This window comes from Rhodococcus aetherivorans (assembly GCF_025722975.1).
Classification (GTDB): domain Bacteria; phylum Actinomycetota; class Actinomycetes; order Mycobacteriales; family Mycobacteriaceae; genus Rhodococcus; species Rhodococcus aetherivorans.
Genome location: NZ_CP106982.1, coordinates 3,491,931 through 3,507,047 on the forward strand (window position 1 = coordinate 3,491,931; position 15,117 = coordinate 3,507,047).

16 protein-coding genes are annotated in these 15,117 nt (G+C 71.5%); 6 read left to right on the forward strand and 10 right to left on the reverse strand.

The genetic code is table 11. From position 1 onward, the window contains the following. Positions 1-14: 14 nt before the first annotated feature. The gene (gene ku, locus OCS65_RS15670; protein WP_006939272.1) at positions 15-992 is read left to right on the forward strand and encodes a non-homologous end joining protein Ku; all 978 of its coding nucleotides are present in this window, start codon (positions 15-17) and stop codon (positions 990-992) included. A 63-nt stretch (positions 993-1,055) separates the two neighbouring features. Here ku and OCS65_RS15675 read toward each other — a convergent pair whose 3' ends face one another. The 8 genes from OCS65_RS15675 to OCS65_RS15710 all read right to left on the reverse strand — a co-directional run bounded on the left by OCS65_RS15675 (position 1,056) and on the right by OCS65_RS15710 (position 8,081). Further along, positions 1,056-1,448 carry a MarR family winged helix-turn-helix transcriptional regulator gene (locus OCS65_RS15675; RefSeq protein ID WP_044476102.1) on the reverse strand — a complete coding sequence of 131 codons (393 nt, stop codon included), beginning with the start codon at positions 1,446-1,448 and terminating at the stop codon, positions 1,056-1,058. Positions 1,449-1,540: 92 nt separating this feature from the next. Further along, positions 1,541-1,921: a metal-sulfur cluster assembly factor gene (locus OCS65_RS15680; RefSeq protein ID WP_006939268.1), complete on the reverse strand. Its 381-nt coding sequence runs from the start codon at positions 1,919-1,921 to the stop codon at positions 1,541-1,543. After that, on the reverse strand, positions 1,921-2,418 hold the full coding sequence (gene sufU / locus OCS65_RS15685) for a Fe-S cluster assembly sulfur transfer protein SufU (RefSeq protein WP_006939267.1): 498 nt from the start codon (positions 2,416-2,418) through the stop codon (positions 1,921-1,923). Before sufU ends, OCS65_RS15680 begins: the two co-directional genes overlap by 1 nt. Further along, positions 2,418-3,671, reverse strand: a complete 1,254-nt coding sequence (locus tag OCS65_RS15690) for a cysteine desulfurase (protein WP_006939266.1) — start codon at positions 3,669-3,671, stop codon at positions 2,418-2,420. Before OCS65_RS15690 ends, sufU begins: the two co-directional genes overlap by 1 nt. A gap of 14 nt (positions 3,672-3,685) precedes the next feature. Then, positions 3,686-4,486: a Fe-S cluster assembly ATPase SufC gene (sufC, locus tag OCS65_RS15695; RefSeq protein ID WP_006939265.1), complete on the reverse strand. Its 801-nt coding sequence runs from the start codon at positions 4,484-4,486 to the stop codon at positions 3,686-3,688. A gap of 44 nt (positions 4,487-4,530) precedes the next feature. Beyond that, positions 4,531-5,766, reverse strand: a complete 1,236-nt coding sequence (gene sufD / locus OCS65_RS15700; RefSeq protein WP_043798812.1) for a Fe-S cluster assembly protein SufD — start codon at positions 5,764-5,766, stop codon at positions 4,531-4,533. Then, positions 5,767-7,212: a Fe-S cluster assembly protein SufB gene (sufB, locus tag OCS65_RS15705; protein ID WP_006939262.1), complete on the reverse strand. Its 1,446-nt coding sequence runs from the start codon at positions 7,210-7,212 to the stop codon at positions 5,767-5,769. Positions 7,213-7,301: 89 nt separating this feature from the next. Continuing rightward, positions 7,302-8,081 carry a helix-turn-helix transcriptional regulator gene (locus tag OCS65_RS15710; protein ID WP_065922574.1) on the reverse strand — a complete coding sequence of 260 codons (780 nt, stop codon included), beginning with the start codon at positions 8,079-8,081 and terminating at the stop codon, positions 7,302-7,304. Positions 8,082-8,140: 59 nt separating this feature from the next. On the opposite strand from OCS65_RS15710, the gene mptB reads away from it, so the two are divergent. From mptB to OCS65_RS15730, 4 genes are read left to right on the forward strand one after another with little or no spacing between them, the layout of a single operon-like run. Next, positions 8,141-9,886, forward strand: a complete 1,746-nt coding sequence (gene mptB, locus OCS65_RS15715; RefSeq protein WP_029543646.1) for a polyprenol phosphomannose-dependent alpha 1,6 mannosyltransferase MptB — start codon at positions 8,141-8,143, stop codon at positions 9,884-9,886. Beyond that, on the forward strand, positions 9,883-10,827 hold the full coding sequence (locus tag OCS65_RS15720; protein WP_006939255.1) for an ABC transporter ATP-binding protein: 945 nt from the start codon (positions 9,883-9,885) through the stop codon (positions 10,825-10,827). The genes mptB and OCS65_RS15720 overlap by 4 nt, the downstream gene beginning before the upstream one ends. Beyond that, positions 10,824-11,621, forward strand: a complete 798-nt coding sequence (locus OCS65_RS15725) for an ABC-2 transporter permease (protein WP_029543644.1) — start codon at positions 10,824-10,826, stop codon at positions 11,619-11,621. Before OCS65_RS15720 ends, OCS65_RS15725 begins: the two co-directional genes overlap by 4 nt. A 54-nt stretch (positions 11,622-11,675) precedes the next feature. Continuing rightward, a complete protein-coding gene (locus OCS65_RS15730) occupies positions 11,676-12,641 on the forward strand; it encodes a COX15/CtaA family protein (protein WP_006939252.1) in 966 nt (321 codons plus the stop codon). 79 nt (positions 12,642-12,720) lie between these two features. Here the strand turns inward: OCS65_RS15730 and OCS65_RS15735 are convergent, their stop codons facing one another. Further along, complete coding sequence (locus OCS65_RS15735) at positions 12,721-13,062, reverse strand: hypothetical protein (protein ID WP_006936605.1); 342 nt, start codon at positions 13,060-13,062, stop codon at positions 12,721-12,723. Between the two features lie 22 nt (positions 13,063-13,084). On the opposite strand from OCS65_RS15735, the gene OCS65_RS15740 reads away from it, so the two are divergent. Continuing rightward, positions 13,085-14,050 (forward strand): quinone oxidoreductase family protein, encoded by a 966-nt coding sequence (locus OCS65_RS15740; protein WP_006936604.1) that lies wholly within the window; start codon positions 13,085-13,087, stop codon positions 14,048-14,050. An 87-nt stretch (positions 14,051-14,137) separates the two neighbouring features. Here OCS65_RS15740 and OCS65_RS15745 read toward each other — a convergent pair whose 3' ends face one another. Then, positions 14,138-15,115: a heme o synthase gene (locus OCS65_RS15745; protein WP_263507263.1), complete on the reverse strand. Its 978-nt coding sequence runs from the start codon at positions 15,113-15,115 to the stop codon at positions 14,138-14,140. Positions 15,116-15,117 lie beyond the last annotated feature (2 nt).

Genomic DNA, 15,117 nt, shown 5'->3' on the forward strand with positions numbered 1-15,117 from the left:
ATCATGATGGAACCATGCGTTCGATCTGGAAGGGTTCCATCGCGTTCGGGCTGGTGAACGTGCCGGTGAAGGTGTATTCGGCCACGGAGAGCCACGACATCCGGTTCCACCAGGTGCATGCGAAGGACGGCGGGCGGATCAAGTACGACCGGATCTGCACCGAGTGCGGCGAGTCGGTGCCCTACACCGAGATCGACAAGGCCTACGACTCCGACGAGGGCGTGCGGGTCGTGCTCGCCGACGAGGACTTCGACAAGCTGCCCGTCGCGGAGAAACACGAGATCCCGGTGCTGCAGTTCGTCCCGACCGAGCAGATCGACCCGATCCTGTTCGAGAAGTCGTACTACCTCGAGCCGGACTCGTCGTCGCCGAAGGCGTACACGCTGCTGGCCGAGACGCTCACGCAGACCGATCGCACCGCACTGGTGCACTTCACGCTGCGGCAGCGCACCCGGCTGGCGGCGCTGCGCAACCGCGACGGCGTGCTCGTGCTGCAGACCCTGCTGTGGCCGGACGAGGTGCGGTCGGTGGCGTTCCCGGTGCTCGACGACGCGGAGCCGCCGAAGCAGAAGGAACTGGCGATGGCGGAGATGCTCGTCGAGTCGATGGCCGACGACTTCCGTCCGGACGAGTTCACCGACGAGTACCAGGTCGAGCTGCGGTCGCTGATCGACGACATCATCGCCCGGGGCGGCGAGAAGGTGCTGCCGGTGACCCCGGCGGGGGAACCCGCCGCCGAGGACGCCGAGGTGCTGGACCTGGTGGCTGCGCTGCAGCGCAGCGTGGACGCCGCCGCGGCCGGCGACGAGTCGGGCGCGGCCGCGCCCGCCCGGGGCGCGGCGGCGAAGAAGACGCCCGCCAGGAAGAGCGCCGCGAAGAAGACGCCGGCGAAGAAGACCACGGCCGAGAAGCCCACCGCGAAGAAGACGGCGGCGAAGAAGACCACCGAGAAGGCCCCCGCGAAGAAGTCCACCGCGCGCAAGCGGGCCTGAGGCCCCGGCACCGGCCGGGGCCTCAGGTGTCGGATGGGTGCCGGCCGCGGCCGGCACCACATCTCAGTCCAGTCCGTCGCCGAGGCGGCGCAGGAGCGCCGTGAGCTGCTCCACGTCGGCCGGGTCCCATGCGGACAGCCGGCGACGCCACCGCGCCGTCTGCTCGCGCTGCAGCGCGGTCAGCCGCTCCCGGCCTTCCGGGGTGAGCGCCACGAGCCGCGCCCGCGCGTCCTGCGGGTCCGTCGTCCGCTCGACCAGGCCGAGCCGGGCGGCGGCGTCGATGCGCCGCGTCAACGTCGACTTCTCGATGGCGAGATCCGCGAGCAGCTCCGACATCGCCACCGCGTCGGCGCGGCCGAGCAGCACCAGCAGCGGGTAGCACGCCGGATCCAGCCGGGGGTGGACGGCGCGGGCCCGCTCCCCCATCTGTGCCCGGCCGCGGCGCATCAGCGCCATGAACTCGTGTTCGAGGGCGGTGATCGGATCCGGGGAGCTGCCGGCCCCCGGATCCGGGGGCGCCTGGGAGCTGGGCCGGGTCACCGGCCGCGTCAGACGGTGAAGCCGAGCGCGCGCAGCTGCTCGCGACCGTCCTCGGTGATCTTGTCCGGCCCCCACGGCGGCATCCACACCCAGTTGATGCGCAGCTCGTCGCACAGGCCGCTGCGGACGAGAGCGTTGCGGGACTGGTCCTCGATCACATCGGTGAGCGGGCAGGCCGCCGACGTGAGCGTCATGTCGATGGTGACGGCCTCGTCGTCCTCGGTGATGCCGTAGACCAGGCCCAGGTCGACGACGTTGATTCCGAGCTCGGGATCGACGACGTCGCGCATCGCCTCCTCGAGCTCCTCGAACCGCTCGGGGTCGAGGGTGGGAGCCGCGTCCGGGGCTGCGGCGGTGGTCTCGTCCGCCGGGGTCACGGGTTCGGTCATCAGTTCTGTCCTCCGCTGGCTACGGGTGCGGTGCTGTGAGTGCTGTGGGTGCTGTGGATGCTGTCGGCGATCTGCACGACGGCGTCCTTGAAGGCCATCCAGCCCAGCAGCGCACACTTCACGCGCGCCGGGTATTTCGAGACGCCGGCGAAGGCGATGCCGTCGCCGAGTACGTCCTCGTCGCCCTCGACGGTCCCGCGGCTGCCGACCATCTCCGCGAACGCGTCGACGGTGGCCAGGGCCCGGTCCAGCGGCTCCCCGATCACCTGGTCGGTGAGCACCGAGGTGGACGCCTGGCTGATCGAGCAGCCCTGCCCGTCGTAGGAGACGTCCGCGACGGTGCCGTCGTCGGCGAGATGCACCCGCAGCGTCACCTCGTCGCCGCAGGTGGGGTTCACGTGGTGCACCTCCGCGCCGTAGGGCTCGCGCAGACCCCGGTGGTGCGGGTGCTTGTAGTGGTCCAGGATGACCTCCTGGTACATCTGCTCCATCCGCATCAGCGCGCTCCGAAGAAGGCCTGGGCCCGGCGGATCGCCGCGCCGAGCGCGGCCACCTCGTCGAGCGTGTTGTACACGGCGAAGGAGGCGCGGGCGGTCGCCGCGACCCCGAATCGACGGTGCAGCGGCCACGCGCAGTGGTGCCCGACGCGGATCTCGACGCCCTCGTCGTCGAGGATCTGCCCGAGATCGTGCGCGTGGATGCCGTCGACGACGAACGACACCGCCCCGCCGCGCTGCTCGGCCGTGGTGGGGCCGACGATCCGCACGCCGTCGATGCCGGCGAGTTCGGCGAGGGCCGCCGCGGTGAGCTCGTGCTCGTGCGCGGCGACGGCGTCCATGCCGATCTGCTGCAGGTACCGCACCGCGGCGCCGAGACCGACGGCCTGCGACGACATCGGCGAGCCGGCCTCGAAGCGCTGCGGCGGCGGCGCGAACGTCGACGCCTCCATGGTGACGGTTTCGATCATCGAGCCGCCGGTGATGAATGGCGGCACGTCGGCGAGCAGCTCACGGCGGCCGTAGAGGACGCCGACGCCGGAGGGGCCGAACATCTTGTGGCCGGAGAACGCGGCGAAGTCGACGCCGAGCGCGTGGAAGTCCACGCTCATGTGCGGCACGGACTGGCAGGCGTCGAGGACGACGATCGCGTCGACGGCCTTCGCGCGCCGTACCAGCTCCTCGACCGGCGCCACGGCCCCGGTGACGTTGGACTGGTGGGTGAAGGCGACGACCTTGACCCGGTCGGTGAGTTCGAGGGAGTCGACGTCGATGCGGCCGTCGTCGGTCACGCCGAACCAGCGCAGCGTCGCGCCGGTGCGCCGGGCGAGTTCCTGCCAGGGCACCAGGTTGGCGTGGTGTTCGAGTTCGGTGACGACGATCTCGTCGCCGGGCCCGAGGCGCCGCGGGAACCGGGCGTCGGCGAAGGCGTAGGCGACGAGGTTGAGCGATTCGGTGGCGTTCTTGGTAAACACCACCTCGTCGGGATCCGCGCCGACGAAGTCGGCGATCACGGCGCGGGCGCCCTCGTAGGCGTCGGTGGCCTCCTCGGACAGCTCGTGCGCTCCCCGGTGCACGGCCGCGTTGCAGGTGGTCAGGAACGCGCGTTCGGCGTCGAGGACCTGCGTCGGGCGCTGCGAGGTGGCCCCGGAGTCGAGGTAGACCAGGGGCTTTCCGTCGCGCACCGTGCGCCCGAGGATCGGGAAGTCGGCCCGGATCCGGGCGACGTCCACCGTGGGCACCTGCACCGTCATCGGCTCACTGCTCCTTACTTGTCGGCACCCGCGGCCGCGGCGGCGGCCTGGGTGAAGCGCACGTAACCGTTGGTCTCGAGTTCCTCGGCCAGCTCCGCGCCGCCGGACTCGACGACGCGGCCGCCGACGAACACGTGCACGAACTGCGGCTTGATGTAGCGCAGGATGCGGGTGTAGTGGGTGATCAGCAGCACGCCGCCGTGCTCGCGTTCCTGGTAGCGGTTGACGCCCTCGGACACCACGCGCAGCGCGTCGACGTCGAGGCCGGAGTCGGTCTCGTCGAGGATGGCGATCTTCGGCGCGAGCAGGCCCAGCTGCAGGATCTCGTGGCGCTTCTTCTCGCCACCGGAGAAGCCCTCGTTGACGGAGCGGTCACCGAACGCCGGGTCGATGTCGAGTTCGGTCATCGCCGACTTGACCTCCTTGACCCAGTGCCGCAGCTTCGGCGCCTCGCCGCGGACCGCGGTCGCGGCGGTGCGCAGGAAGTTCGACATGGACACGCCCGGAACCTCGACGGGGTACTGCATGGCCAGGAACAGGCCGGCGCGGGCCCGCTCGTCCACGCTCATCGCGAGCACGTCCTCGCCGTTGAGGGTGATCGACCCGGAGGTCACCTCGTACTTGGGGTGGCCGGCGATGGCGTACGACAGGGTGGACTTGCCCGACCCGTTGGGGCCCATGATGGCGTGCGTCTCCCCGGACCGGACGGTGAGGTTCACGCCCTTGAGGATGTTGATCGGCTCGGCGTTGTCGTCGGTCTGGGCGACGCGGACGTGCAGGTCCTTGATCTCGAGGACGTTCTGCTCGGGGGACATGTCGGTAACGGTTCCTTCGCGAAGATGGGGAGAACGGGTGGGGGTCAGGCGCCGACGGCGGCGAGCTCGGCCTCGATGGCGGCCTCGAGCCGCTCCCGGACGGCGGGCACGGTGATCTTCTCGACGAGTTCGTGGAAGAATCCGCGGACCACCAGGCGGCGCGCCTGCTCCTCGGAGATGCCGCGGGCACGCAGGTAGAACAGCTGCTCGTCGTCGAACCGGCCGGTGGCGCTGGCGTGACCGGCGCCGACGATCTCGCCGGTCTCGATCTCGAGGTTGGGCACCGAGTCGGCGCGGGCACCGTCGGTGAGCACCAGGTTGCGGTTCAGCTCGAAGGTGTCGGTGCCCTCGGCCTCGGCGCGGATGAGCACGTCCCCGATCCACACGGTGTGCGCGTCCGGCTTGCCGGAGCCCGGATCGCCCTGCAGGGCACCCTTGTACACCACGTTGGACTTGCAGTGCGGCTGCGCGTGGTCCACGAGCAGGCGCTGCTCGAGGTGCTGGCCGGCGTCGGCGAAGTACAGACCGAGCATTTCGGCGTCGCCACCGGGCGCGTCGTACCTGACGGTCGGCGACACGCGCACGAGGTCACCGCCGAGGCCGACGGTGAAGTGCCGCAGCACGGCGTCGCGGCCGAGGCGGGCGTGGTGGGCCGTCACGTGTACCGCATCGTCGGCCCAGTCCTGGATGGCGACGATGTTCAGGCGCGAGCTGTCGCCGAGGACGAACTCGACGTTCTCCGCGTAGGTGCCGGAACCGCGCTGGTCGAGGACGACGGTGACCGACGCGAACGGCTCGAGCCGCACCTGCAGGTGTCCGAACGCGACCTTCCCCTCCCCGGGGCCGGTGACGGTGATCGTGACCGGCTCGGTGACCTCGACCTCGCGGCCGACGGTGACGACGGTGGCGGTGGTGAAGCCCGAGTAGGCCTGGGCGGCGACACGGTCGGCCGGCACGCCGCCTTGGCCGAGGCGGGCATCGTCGCGGCCGACGGTCTCGACCTGCACCCCCTCGACGGGGGTGACCTCGACGGTGGGGGCGCCGTCGGCGACCGCGGTGCCGTCGTGCAGGCCCCGCAGCCGGCGCAGCGGGGTGAACCGCCAGGCCTCGTCGCGACCGGAGGGGATCTCGAAGGCGTTCACGTCGAACGACGTGAAGACCTCCCCCTTGTTGACGGCCGGCCCGCGGGCGGTCTTGATCGCGGGCCCGGCGGCGTTCTCCGAGCGCACGGCTCCCTGCACCCCGGTGGCGGTGGGGGTGTTCTTCGCTTCCGCAGTCATTTAGCCGACTGCCCCTTCCATCTGCAGTTCGATCAGGCGGTTGAGCTCGAGCGCGTACTCCATCGGCAGTTCCTTGGCGATGGGCTCGACGAAGCCGCGCACCACCATCGCCATCGCCTCGTCCTCGGTCAGTCCGCGGCTCATCAGGTAGAACAGCTGGTCGTCGGAGACCTTGGAGACGGTCGCCTCGTGGCCCATCGTCACGTCGTCCTCACGGATGTCGACGTACGGGTAGGTGTCCGAGCGGGAGATCTGGTCGACGAGCAGTGCATCGCACTTGACGGTCGACTTCGACCCGTGGGCGCCCTTGTTGACCTGGACCAGGCCGCGGTAGGAGGCGCGACCGCCGCCGCGGGCCACCGACTTCGACACGATGGTCGAGGAGGTGTGCGGCGCCAGGTGCAGCATCTTCGCGCCGGTGTCCTGGTGCTGGCCCTCGCCGGCGAACGCCACGGACAGCACCTCGCCGCGGGCGTGCTCACCCATCATCCATACGGCCGGGTACTTCATGGTGACCTTGGAACCGATGTTGCCGTCGATCCACTCCATCGAGCCGCCGGCCTCGACCTTGGTGCGCTTGGTGACGAGGTTGTAGACGTTGTTCGACCAGTTCTGGATGGTCGTGTAGCGGCAGTGCCCGCCCTTCTTGACGATGATCTCCACCACCGCCGAGTGCAGCGAGTCCGACTTGTAGATCGGGGCGGTGCAGCCCTCGACGTAGTGCACGGAGGCGCCCTCGTCGACGATGATCAGGGTCCGCTCGAACTGGCCCATGTTCTCGGTGTTGATCCGGAAGTAGGCCTGCAGCGGGATGTCGACGTGCACGCCGGGCGGGACGTAGATGAACGAGCCGCCCGACCACACGGCGGTGTTCAGCGCGGAGAACTTGTTGTCGCCGGCCGGGATGACCGACCCGAAGTACTCCTTGAAGATCTCCGGGTGCTCGCGCAGGCCGGTGTCGGTGTCGAGGAAGATCACACCCTGGGACTCGAGGTCCTCACGGATCTGGTGGTAGACCACCTCCGACTCGTACTGCGCGGCGACACCGGCGACGAGGCGCTGCTTCTCCGCCTCGGGGATGCCGAGCCGGTCGTAGGTGTTCTTGATGTCCTCGGGCAGCTCTTCCCAGCTCGCGGCCTGCTTCTCGGTGGAGCGCACGAAGTACTTGATGTTGTCGAAGTCGATGCCCTCCAGGTTCGAGCCCCACACCGGCATCGGCTTCTTCTCGAAGGTGCGCAGCGCCTTGAGGCGGATGTCGAGCATCCACTCGGGCTCGTCCTTCTTCGCGGAGATGTCGCGCACGACCGCCTCGGACAGGCCTCGCTGGGCCGTGGCGCCGGCGGCGTCGGAATCCGACCAGCCGTAGCCGTAGTGACCGAGGGACGCGATGGTCTCCTCCTGTGTCAGCGGCGCGCCGGCCGACGCCTGATCCGATGTGACGGTCATGTGAGCTCCTTCCGGAGTCTTGTTCGGTGCCGGCGAGGGCTGATCGCCGGCGGACAACGTGTTGCTCTGTCGGGGGAAGCGGGTCGTGCTCAGGTCTTGCCGATGTCCGGCGGCAGCACCGGGACGTGGGTGGTGCAGAAACTGTCGCCGTTGGCGATGGTCGCCAGCCGCTGCACATGGGTGCCCAGGATCTCGGTGAACGCCTCCCGTTCGGCCTCGCACAGCTCCGGGAACTGCTCGGCCACGTGCGAGACCGGGCAGTGGTGCTGGCAGATCTGCACGCCGGTGCCCACCCGCCGGGTCGACGCCGCGAACCCGGCGTCGGTGAACGCCGCCGCGATGTCCTCGGCGGTGGCCTCGATCTCGGTGGCGCTCCCGGACTCCGCGGGCGGGACCCCGCCGAGGATGGACTGCACGCGCCGCCGGGCGAAGTCCTCGACGGCGGCCTCGCCGCCGACCTCCCGCAGGTGCCGCATCGCAGCACTGGCGAGGTCGTCGTAGGAGTGTCCCAGCCGGGCCCGGCCCACCGCGGTGAGCTGGAATCGGCGCGCCGGCCGTCCCCGTCCCCGGCCCTCCCGCCGCGGCGGCGGAGCAGCCTGGGCCTCGCCGGTGTCGATGAGGGCGTCGAGGTGGCGGCGCACCCCGGCCGCGCTCAGGCCGAGCCGGGCACCGATCTCGGTGGCCGTGATCGGACCCTCCTCGAGCAGCAGCTGCACCACCGCCGCCCGGGTCTGGCCCTCGTGCGTGCCCGGCGCCTGGGTGACCGGGAACGCGGCGACAGGCGTGTGACCTGCGCGTTCCTCGTGCACCCGGGCAGCGGACGTCGTTTTCACAACACCAGTGTGACGGAATTCCCCGGGCCGGTCCACAAAGGGTGCCCTACCTAACTGCGGCGGGGCCCGGTTCCCGGCCCCGCTACGCTGCTCGGGTGCCGTCGCCCACCGTGGAACCCGACCCGACCGGCCCGGCGCCGAGCCGCCGCGCCGCGGACCTCGGAGCCCGTGCCGTGGAACTCGGCCGCCGTGCCCTCGGACTCGACGGCCGCGGCGGCGACCCGGCCGTGGCCGCGATCCTGCACGGCGACGAACTCGAGGGCCGCGGCCTCGACGCCACCGAGACCACCCAGTTGCACCGGATCCGGTTGTTCGGCGCGACGGGCACCGTGCTCATGGCGGTCGGCGCGCTCGGCGCCGGCGCGCAGCCGGTGCTGCAGAATCCCGTCCAGGGTCTGCGCCTGCTCGGGCTGCCCGCGCGCATGCCCAGCGCCGCGCTGACCCTCACCATGACCGGCACCGTGCTGGTGGTCCTCGCGTGGCTGTTGCTCGGCCGCTTCGCGATCGGCCGCCGCGACCCGGACGGGGTGCCCCGCCGGCTCACCCGCTCCCAGCTCGACCGCACGCTGCTGCTGTGGATCCTGCCGTTGATCGTGGCACCCCCGATGTTCAGCAAGGATGTGTACTCGTATCTCGCGCAGAGCGAGATCGCCGCCCGCGGACTCGACCCGTACGGGATCGGCCCGGCCGGTGCCCTGGGCGTCGACCACGTCCTGACCCGTACCGTGCCCAACATCTGGCGCGACACCCCCGCCCCCTACGGACCGGCGATCCTGTGGCTGGGGCAGCGCATCACCGACCTGACCGGCGAGAACATCGTCGCCGGGGTCTTCCTGCACCGCGTCTCCGCGCTCGCCGGGGTCGCGCTGATCGTGTGGGCGCTGCCGCGGCTCGCGCGCCGCTGCGGCGTCGCCTCCGTCAGCGCCCTGTGGCTCGGCGCGGCCAACCCGCTGCTGCTGTTCCACCTCGTCGCCGGCATCCACAACGAGGCCCTGATGCTCGGCCTCATGCTCGCCGGCCTCGAGCTCGCGCTGCGCGGCATCCACACGCCCGATCCGGCGGGGCCGCTGCGCGGCCGGGCACTCGCCTGGCTGCTGGCCGGTTCCGCCGTGATCGCGTTGTCGTCGATGGTGAAGGTCCCCTCGCTGCTCGCCCTCGGCTTCGTCGGGATGGCGCTCGCGCACCGCTGGGGCGGCACCCTGCGCGCCGTGGCCGCCGCCGCCGCACTGCTCGCCGTGGTCGCCGCCGTCGTCGTGGGCGCGGTCAGCTGGGGCAGCGGCCTCGGCTTCGGCTGGACCCAGACGCTCGGCACCGCAACCGAGGTGCGCAGCTGGATGTCCATCCCGACGCTGCTCGGCCTGGGCACCGGCTTGGCCGGGGTGCTGCTCGGGCTCGGCGACCACACCACCGCGATCCTGTCGCTCACCCGGCCCGTCGCCGCGCTGATCGCGGCGCTGGTGACGGTGCGGATGATGTTGGCGGTGCTCACCGGCCGGCTGCATCCCGTCGGCGCGCTCGGCGTGTCCCTCGGCGCTATCGTGCTGCTGTTCCCGGTGGTGCAGCCGTGGTACCTGCTGTGGGCGGTGATCCCCCTGGCCGCGTGGGCCACCCGGCCGATCTTCCGGCTCCCCACGGTGGCGTTCTCGTCGCTGGTGAGCGTGATCCTCATGCCCAACGGCGGCGAGTACCAGCCGTTCATCATCGTCCAGGCGGCCATCGCGACGGTCGTCGTCGTGGGCCTGGCCATCTTCGCCACCCGCAACCGGCTGCCCTGGCGCGACGAGGAGGACGCACCACCGCGTCCCGCCGATTCGCCCGGCGCCTACGCTGGAACCTCGTGACCTCGAGATCCCCCGTCGCTGCGCCACCCGCCGTACGCCTGGAGGGCGTCGTCAAGCGATTCGGCGACCTCACCGCGGTCGACGGTCTCGACCTGACCGTCGAACGCGCCCAGGTACTCGCGCTGCTCGGCCCCAACGGTGCCGGCAAGACCACCACCGTGGAGATGTGCGAGGGCTTCGTCGCACCCGATTCCGGCACCGTGCGCGTCCTCGGGCTCGACCCGATCGCCGACTCCGAGGCCCTGCGCCCGCGGATCGGGGTCATGCTCCAGGGCGGCGGCGCCTACCCAGGGTCCAAGGCCGGGGAGATGCTCGACCTGGTGGCTGCCTATTCCGCGGATCCGCTGGATCCGGCCTGGCTGCTGCGCAGCCTCGGGCTCGAGGAGGCCCGCCGCACCCCGTACCGGCGGCTGTCCGGCGGGCAGCAGCAGCGGCTCGCGCTGGCGTGCGCGCTCGTCGGCCGGCCGGAACTCGTCTTCCTCGACGAGCCGACCGCAGGTCTGGACGCGCAGGCGCGGTTGCTGGTCTGGGAACTGATCGACGCCCTGCGGCGCGACGGAGTCGCGGTGCTGCTCACCACGCACCTGATGGACGAGGCCGAGGAGCTCGCCGACGAGGTCGTCATCATCGATCACGGCCGGATCGTGGCCGCCGGTACCCCCGCCGAGGTCGCCCGCACCGGCGCGGAGGGCCAGTTGTGGCTCACCGCCGCCGCGGGTCTGGACCTCGCTCCCCTGCGCGCCGCCCTGCCGGACACGTTCCGGGTGCGCGAGGCCGGTCCCGGCCGGTACCTGGTGGAGGGCCCCATCGATCCGCAGGTCGTCGCGGTGGCCGCGTCGTGGTGCGCGGACCAGGGCGTCCTGGCCAGCGAGATCCGGGTGGACCAGCGCAGCCTCGAGGACGTGTTCCTGGACCTGACCGGACGGGAGATCCGAGGATGAGCATGTCGCACGAGCGGCTGGCGGCCAACCGGTTCGCCCCCGGCACCTTCAGCCCGCGGCCCCGGCCGAACGCCCCGGCGGCGATGCTCGCCGCGCAGACCCGCATGGAACTGCTGCTGCTGCTGCGCAACGGCGAGCAGCTGCTGCTGACGATGTTCATCCCGATCACCCTGCTGATCGGGCTCACCCTGCTCCCGATCGGCGACCTCGGCGCCACCCGGGTCGACCGGGTCCTGCCGGCCGTGATGACGGTCGCGGTGATGTCCACGGCGTTCACCGGGCAGGCCATCGCGGTCGGATTCGACCGCAGATACGGTGCATTGAAAAGACTCGGCGCCACCGCGCTGCCGAAATGGGGCATCATCGCAGGCAAGAGCAGTGCGGTCGCGCTCGTCGTCGCGCTGCAATCGATTCTGCTGGGTGGCATCGGCCTCGCCCTCGGCTGGCGCCCCGAGCCGGTCGGGCTGCTCCTCGGGGCCGTCGTCATCGCGCTGGGCACCGTGACGTTCGCGACGCTGGGCCTGCTGCTCGGCGGCACGCTGCGCGCCGAGATCGTGCTGGCCCTGGCCAACATCATCTGGTTCGTGCTGCTCGGCATCGGCAGCGTCGTCCTCGCCGGCGACGGCCTGCACGAGGCGGTGGTGCACGTGGCCCGCCTGGTTCCGTCGGGGGCGCTCGCCCTCGCCCTCGACGACGCGCTGCGCGGCGGCATCGACTGGCTGGCTGTGGCGATCCTCGGCGCATGGGCGGCCGTCGGCGGCTTCCTGGCGAGCCGGCTGTTCCGCTTCGTCTGACCCGGCACCCCACCCCACTACAGCCTGTAGTGGACCGGCCCGTACCATCGTCATGTGCTGTATCGCGGCTTTCTGAGCCTTGTCGACCGTCTGCCCCTGCCGTCCCTGCGGACCCAGCGGCTGCTCGCGCTGATCGCGATCCTGACCCAGGGCGGTATCGCCGTGACCGGGTCGATCGTCCGCGTGACCGCGTCCGGCCTGGGGTGCCCCACCTGGCCGCAGTGCTTCCCGGGCAGCTTCGTGCCCGTCGGCGTGTCCGAGGAGGTCGCCACCCTGCACCAGGTCGTCGAGTTCGGCAACCGGCTGCTGACCTTCGTCGTCGTCGCCTCCGCCGCGGCGGTCGTGCTGGCCGTGACCCGCGCCCGGCGCCGCCGCGAGGTCCTCACCTATGCCTGGCTGATGCCCGCTGGCACCGTCCTGCAGGCCGTCATCGGCGGCATCACCGTGCTCGCCGGCCTGGCCTGGTGGACCGTGGCGGTGCACCTGCTGGCGTCGATGCTGATGGTGTGGCTCGCGGTGCTGCTGTACGCGAAGGTCGGCGAGCCCGACGACGGGGTGGTCGTGGAGACGATCCCCCGCCCGCTGCGGACCCTCACCGCCCTGTCCGCCGCGCTGCTCGCCGGGGTGCTCGTCGCGGGCACGATGGTCACCGGCGCCGGCCCGCACGCCGGCGACAAGAGCGCCGACAGGCCGGTGCCGCGCCTCGAGATGGACATCGAGTCGCTGGTGCACCTGCACGCCGAGCTGCTCGTCGGATACCTCGGCCTGCTCGTCGGCCTGGCCTTCGCGCTGTACGCCGTCGCCGCCCCCCATCCGGTGAAGAAGCGCCTGCACGTGCTGCTCGCTCTCGTCGTCGCCCAGGCCCTGGTCGGGGTCGTGCAGTACTTCACCGACGTGCCCGCCGCACTCGTCGCCGTGCACGTCGCCGGTGCCGGGCTGTGCACGGCCGCCACGGCGGCGGTGTGGGCGGCCGGGCGGGTCCGCACCACCGAACCGGTCCGCGAACCGGTCACCGTCTGACGCCGGCGCACGCGATACGGCGAAACGGCTCCGGGGGCCGCCCGTGACGGGCGGCCCCCGGAGCCGTTTCGAGGATCGGTCAGCGCTCGTTGCGCGCCCGCGGGAACCGGGTCTGGTTGGCCACCCAGCCGGCCATCTTCTTCCAGTGGCCCTGCTGCGGGGTCGCGATGCTGGTCACCTCCCGGTCCCACTCCGAGACGGTGACGTCCGGCAACGCCTGGACCACGGCGTGCGCGGTGGCGAGATCCCGCACCACCCGGTCGCCGAGCACCCCGTCCTCGGCGACGAGGGTGATGCGCACCGCGCCCCGCGCGACCGGCTGCAGCACCGCCTTGGCGGAGCCGCCGTGCGCGGCGACGAAGCTGCGGAAGGACTTCACGATGTCGGCCGGTGCGGCCACGACCTGAGTATCGGCGCTCATGCCTGCAGAATACTGTGAACGCATGCGCGCAATCGAAGTGGCACGGTTCGGCGGCCCCGAGGTGCTCACCCTCGTCGACCTCCCGGCTCCCGAGCCCGGCCCAGGTCAGCTGCTGGTACGGACCGACGCCGTGGGCATCAACTTCATCGACACCTACTTCCGCACCGGGCTGTACCCGCGGGAGCTGCCGTACGTCCCCGGGACCGAGGGCACCGGCCGCGTCGTCGCGGTGGGTGAGGGCGTGGCCGACGTGGGGGTCGGCGACCGGGTGAGCTGGGCGTCGGCCGACGGTTCCTACGCGGAACAGGTGCTCGTGCCGGCGGCGGTGGCCGTACCGGTGCCCGACCCCGTTCCCGCCGAGCAGGCCGCGTCGGCGCTGCTCCAGGGCATGACCGCGCACTACCTGCTGAATTCGACGTATCCGGCGCAGCCCGGCGAGACGGTGCTGGTGCACGCGGGCGCCGGCGGCGTGGGCCTGCTGCTCACCCAGCTCGCCGCCGCGAAGGACGTGCGGGTGATCACGACCGTCTCCACCGACGAGAAGGAGACCCTGTCGCGGGAGGCGGGCGCGGCCGAGGTGCTGCGCTACACCGACGACCTCGCCGAGCGGGTCCGTGACCTCACCGGCGGGGAGGGCGTCGCGGCCGTCTACGACGGGGTCGGCGCCGCCACGTTCGAGTCGTCGCTCGCATCGCTGCGCATCCGCGGCACGCTGGCGCTGTTCGGCGCCGCCAGCGGCCCGGTGCCGCCGTTCGACCTGCAGCGACTCAACCCGGCCGGCTCGCTGTACGTCACCCGCCCCACCCTCGCGCACCACGTGCGAACGCGCGAGGAGCTGATGTGGCGGGCGGGCGACGTGTTCGCCGCCGTCGCCGACGGCACCCTGACCGTCCGTGTCGGCGCCCGGTATCCGCTGGCGCAAGCGGAGCAGGCACACCGGGACCTCGAGGCCCGCCGCACGACCGGCTCGATTGTGCTGGTCCCCTGAGGCCCGCCCCGAGCGAATGTATCGTTCCGTCGCTCAGCGGCAGCGGACGATACATTCGCTCGGCCCCGGCGCGGACGCTGACGCGGATCAGAAGAACGAGGCGACGGTGCGCAGGTCGAGCACCGAGTCCACGGCCAGGCCCAGGCACACCAGGGCGAGGTAGTTGTTGGACTGCAGGAACAGCTTGAGCGGCTTGACCGCCGCTCCGCCCCGGACGCTGCGGTACAGCTGGTGCGCGACGAGCAGGAACCACGCGCCCGCGGCGACGGTCACCACCGCGTACACCAGGCCGGCGGCCGGCACGAGCACCAGCGTCGCCAGGACGGTCGCCCACGTGTAGAACAGGATCTGCTTGGTGACGTGCTGCTCGCTCGCGATCACGGGCAGCATGGGCACGCCGGCGGCCTTGTAGTCCTCCTTGTAGCGCATCGCCAGGGCCCACGTGTGCGGCGGCGTCCAGAAGAAGATCACCAGGAACAGCACGATCGGTTCCCAGCTCAGCGAGCCGGTGACCGCGGCCCAGCCGACCATCACCGGCATGCACCCGGCGGCTCCGCCCCACACCACGTTCTGCCAGGTCCTGCGCTTGAGGACCATCGTGTAGACCAGCACGTAGAAGGCGATCGTGGCAACGACGAGCAGGCCGGCGAGCAGGTTCGCCCGCCACCACAGCCACAGGAACGACACGACGCCGAGCACCATGCCGAACACGAACGCGTGCCGGGTCGGGACGGCCTGCCGGGCCAGCGGCCGCAGCGCCGTCCGTTTCATCACCTTGTCGATGTCGGCGTCGACGACACAGTTCAGCGCATTCGCGCTGGCCGCGCCCATCCACCCGCCGAACAGGGTGCTCAGGATGAGCACCAGGTCGACCTCGCCGCGGTCGGCGAAGAGCATCGCCGGGATGGTCGCCACCAGCAGCAGCTCGATCACGCGCGGCTTGGTCAGCGCGATATAGGCGAGCACCGTGCCCGAAACGCGTCCCCACACCGTGTCGGGGCGAGGCGCCCGGGGTGTCTCGGGGGCGCCGAAGCCGTGTCCTCCCGGCCGTTGCCCTGTCCGCACCC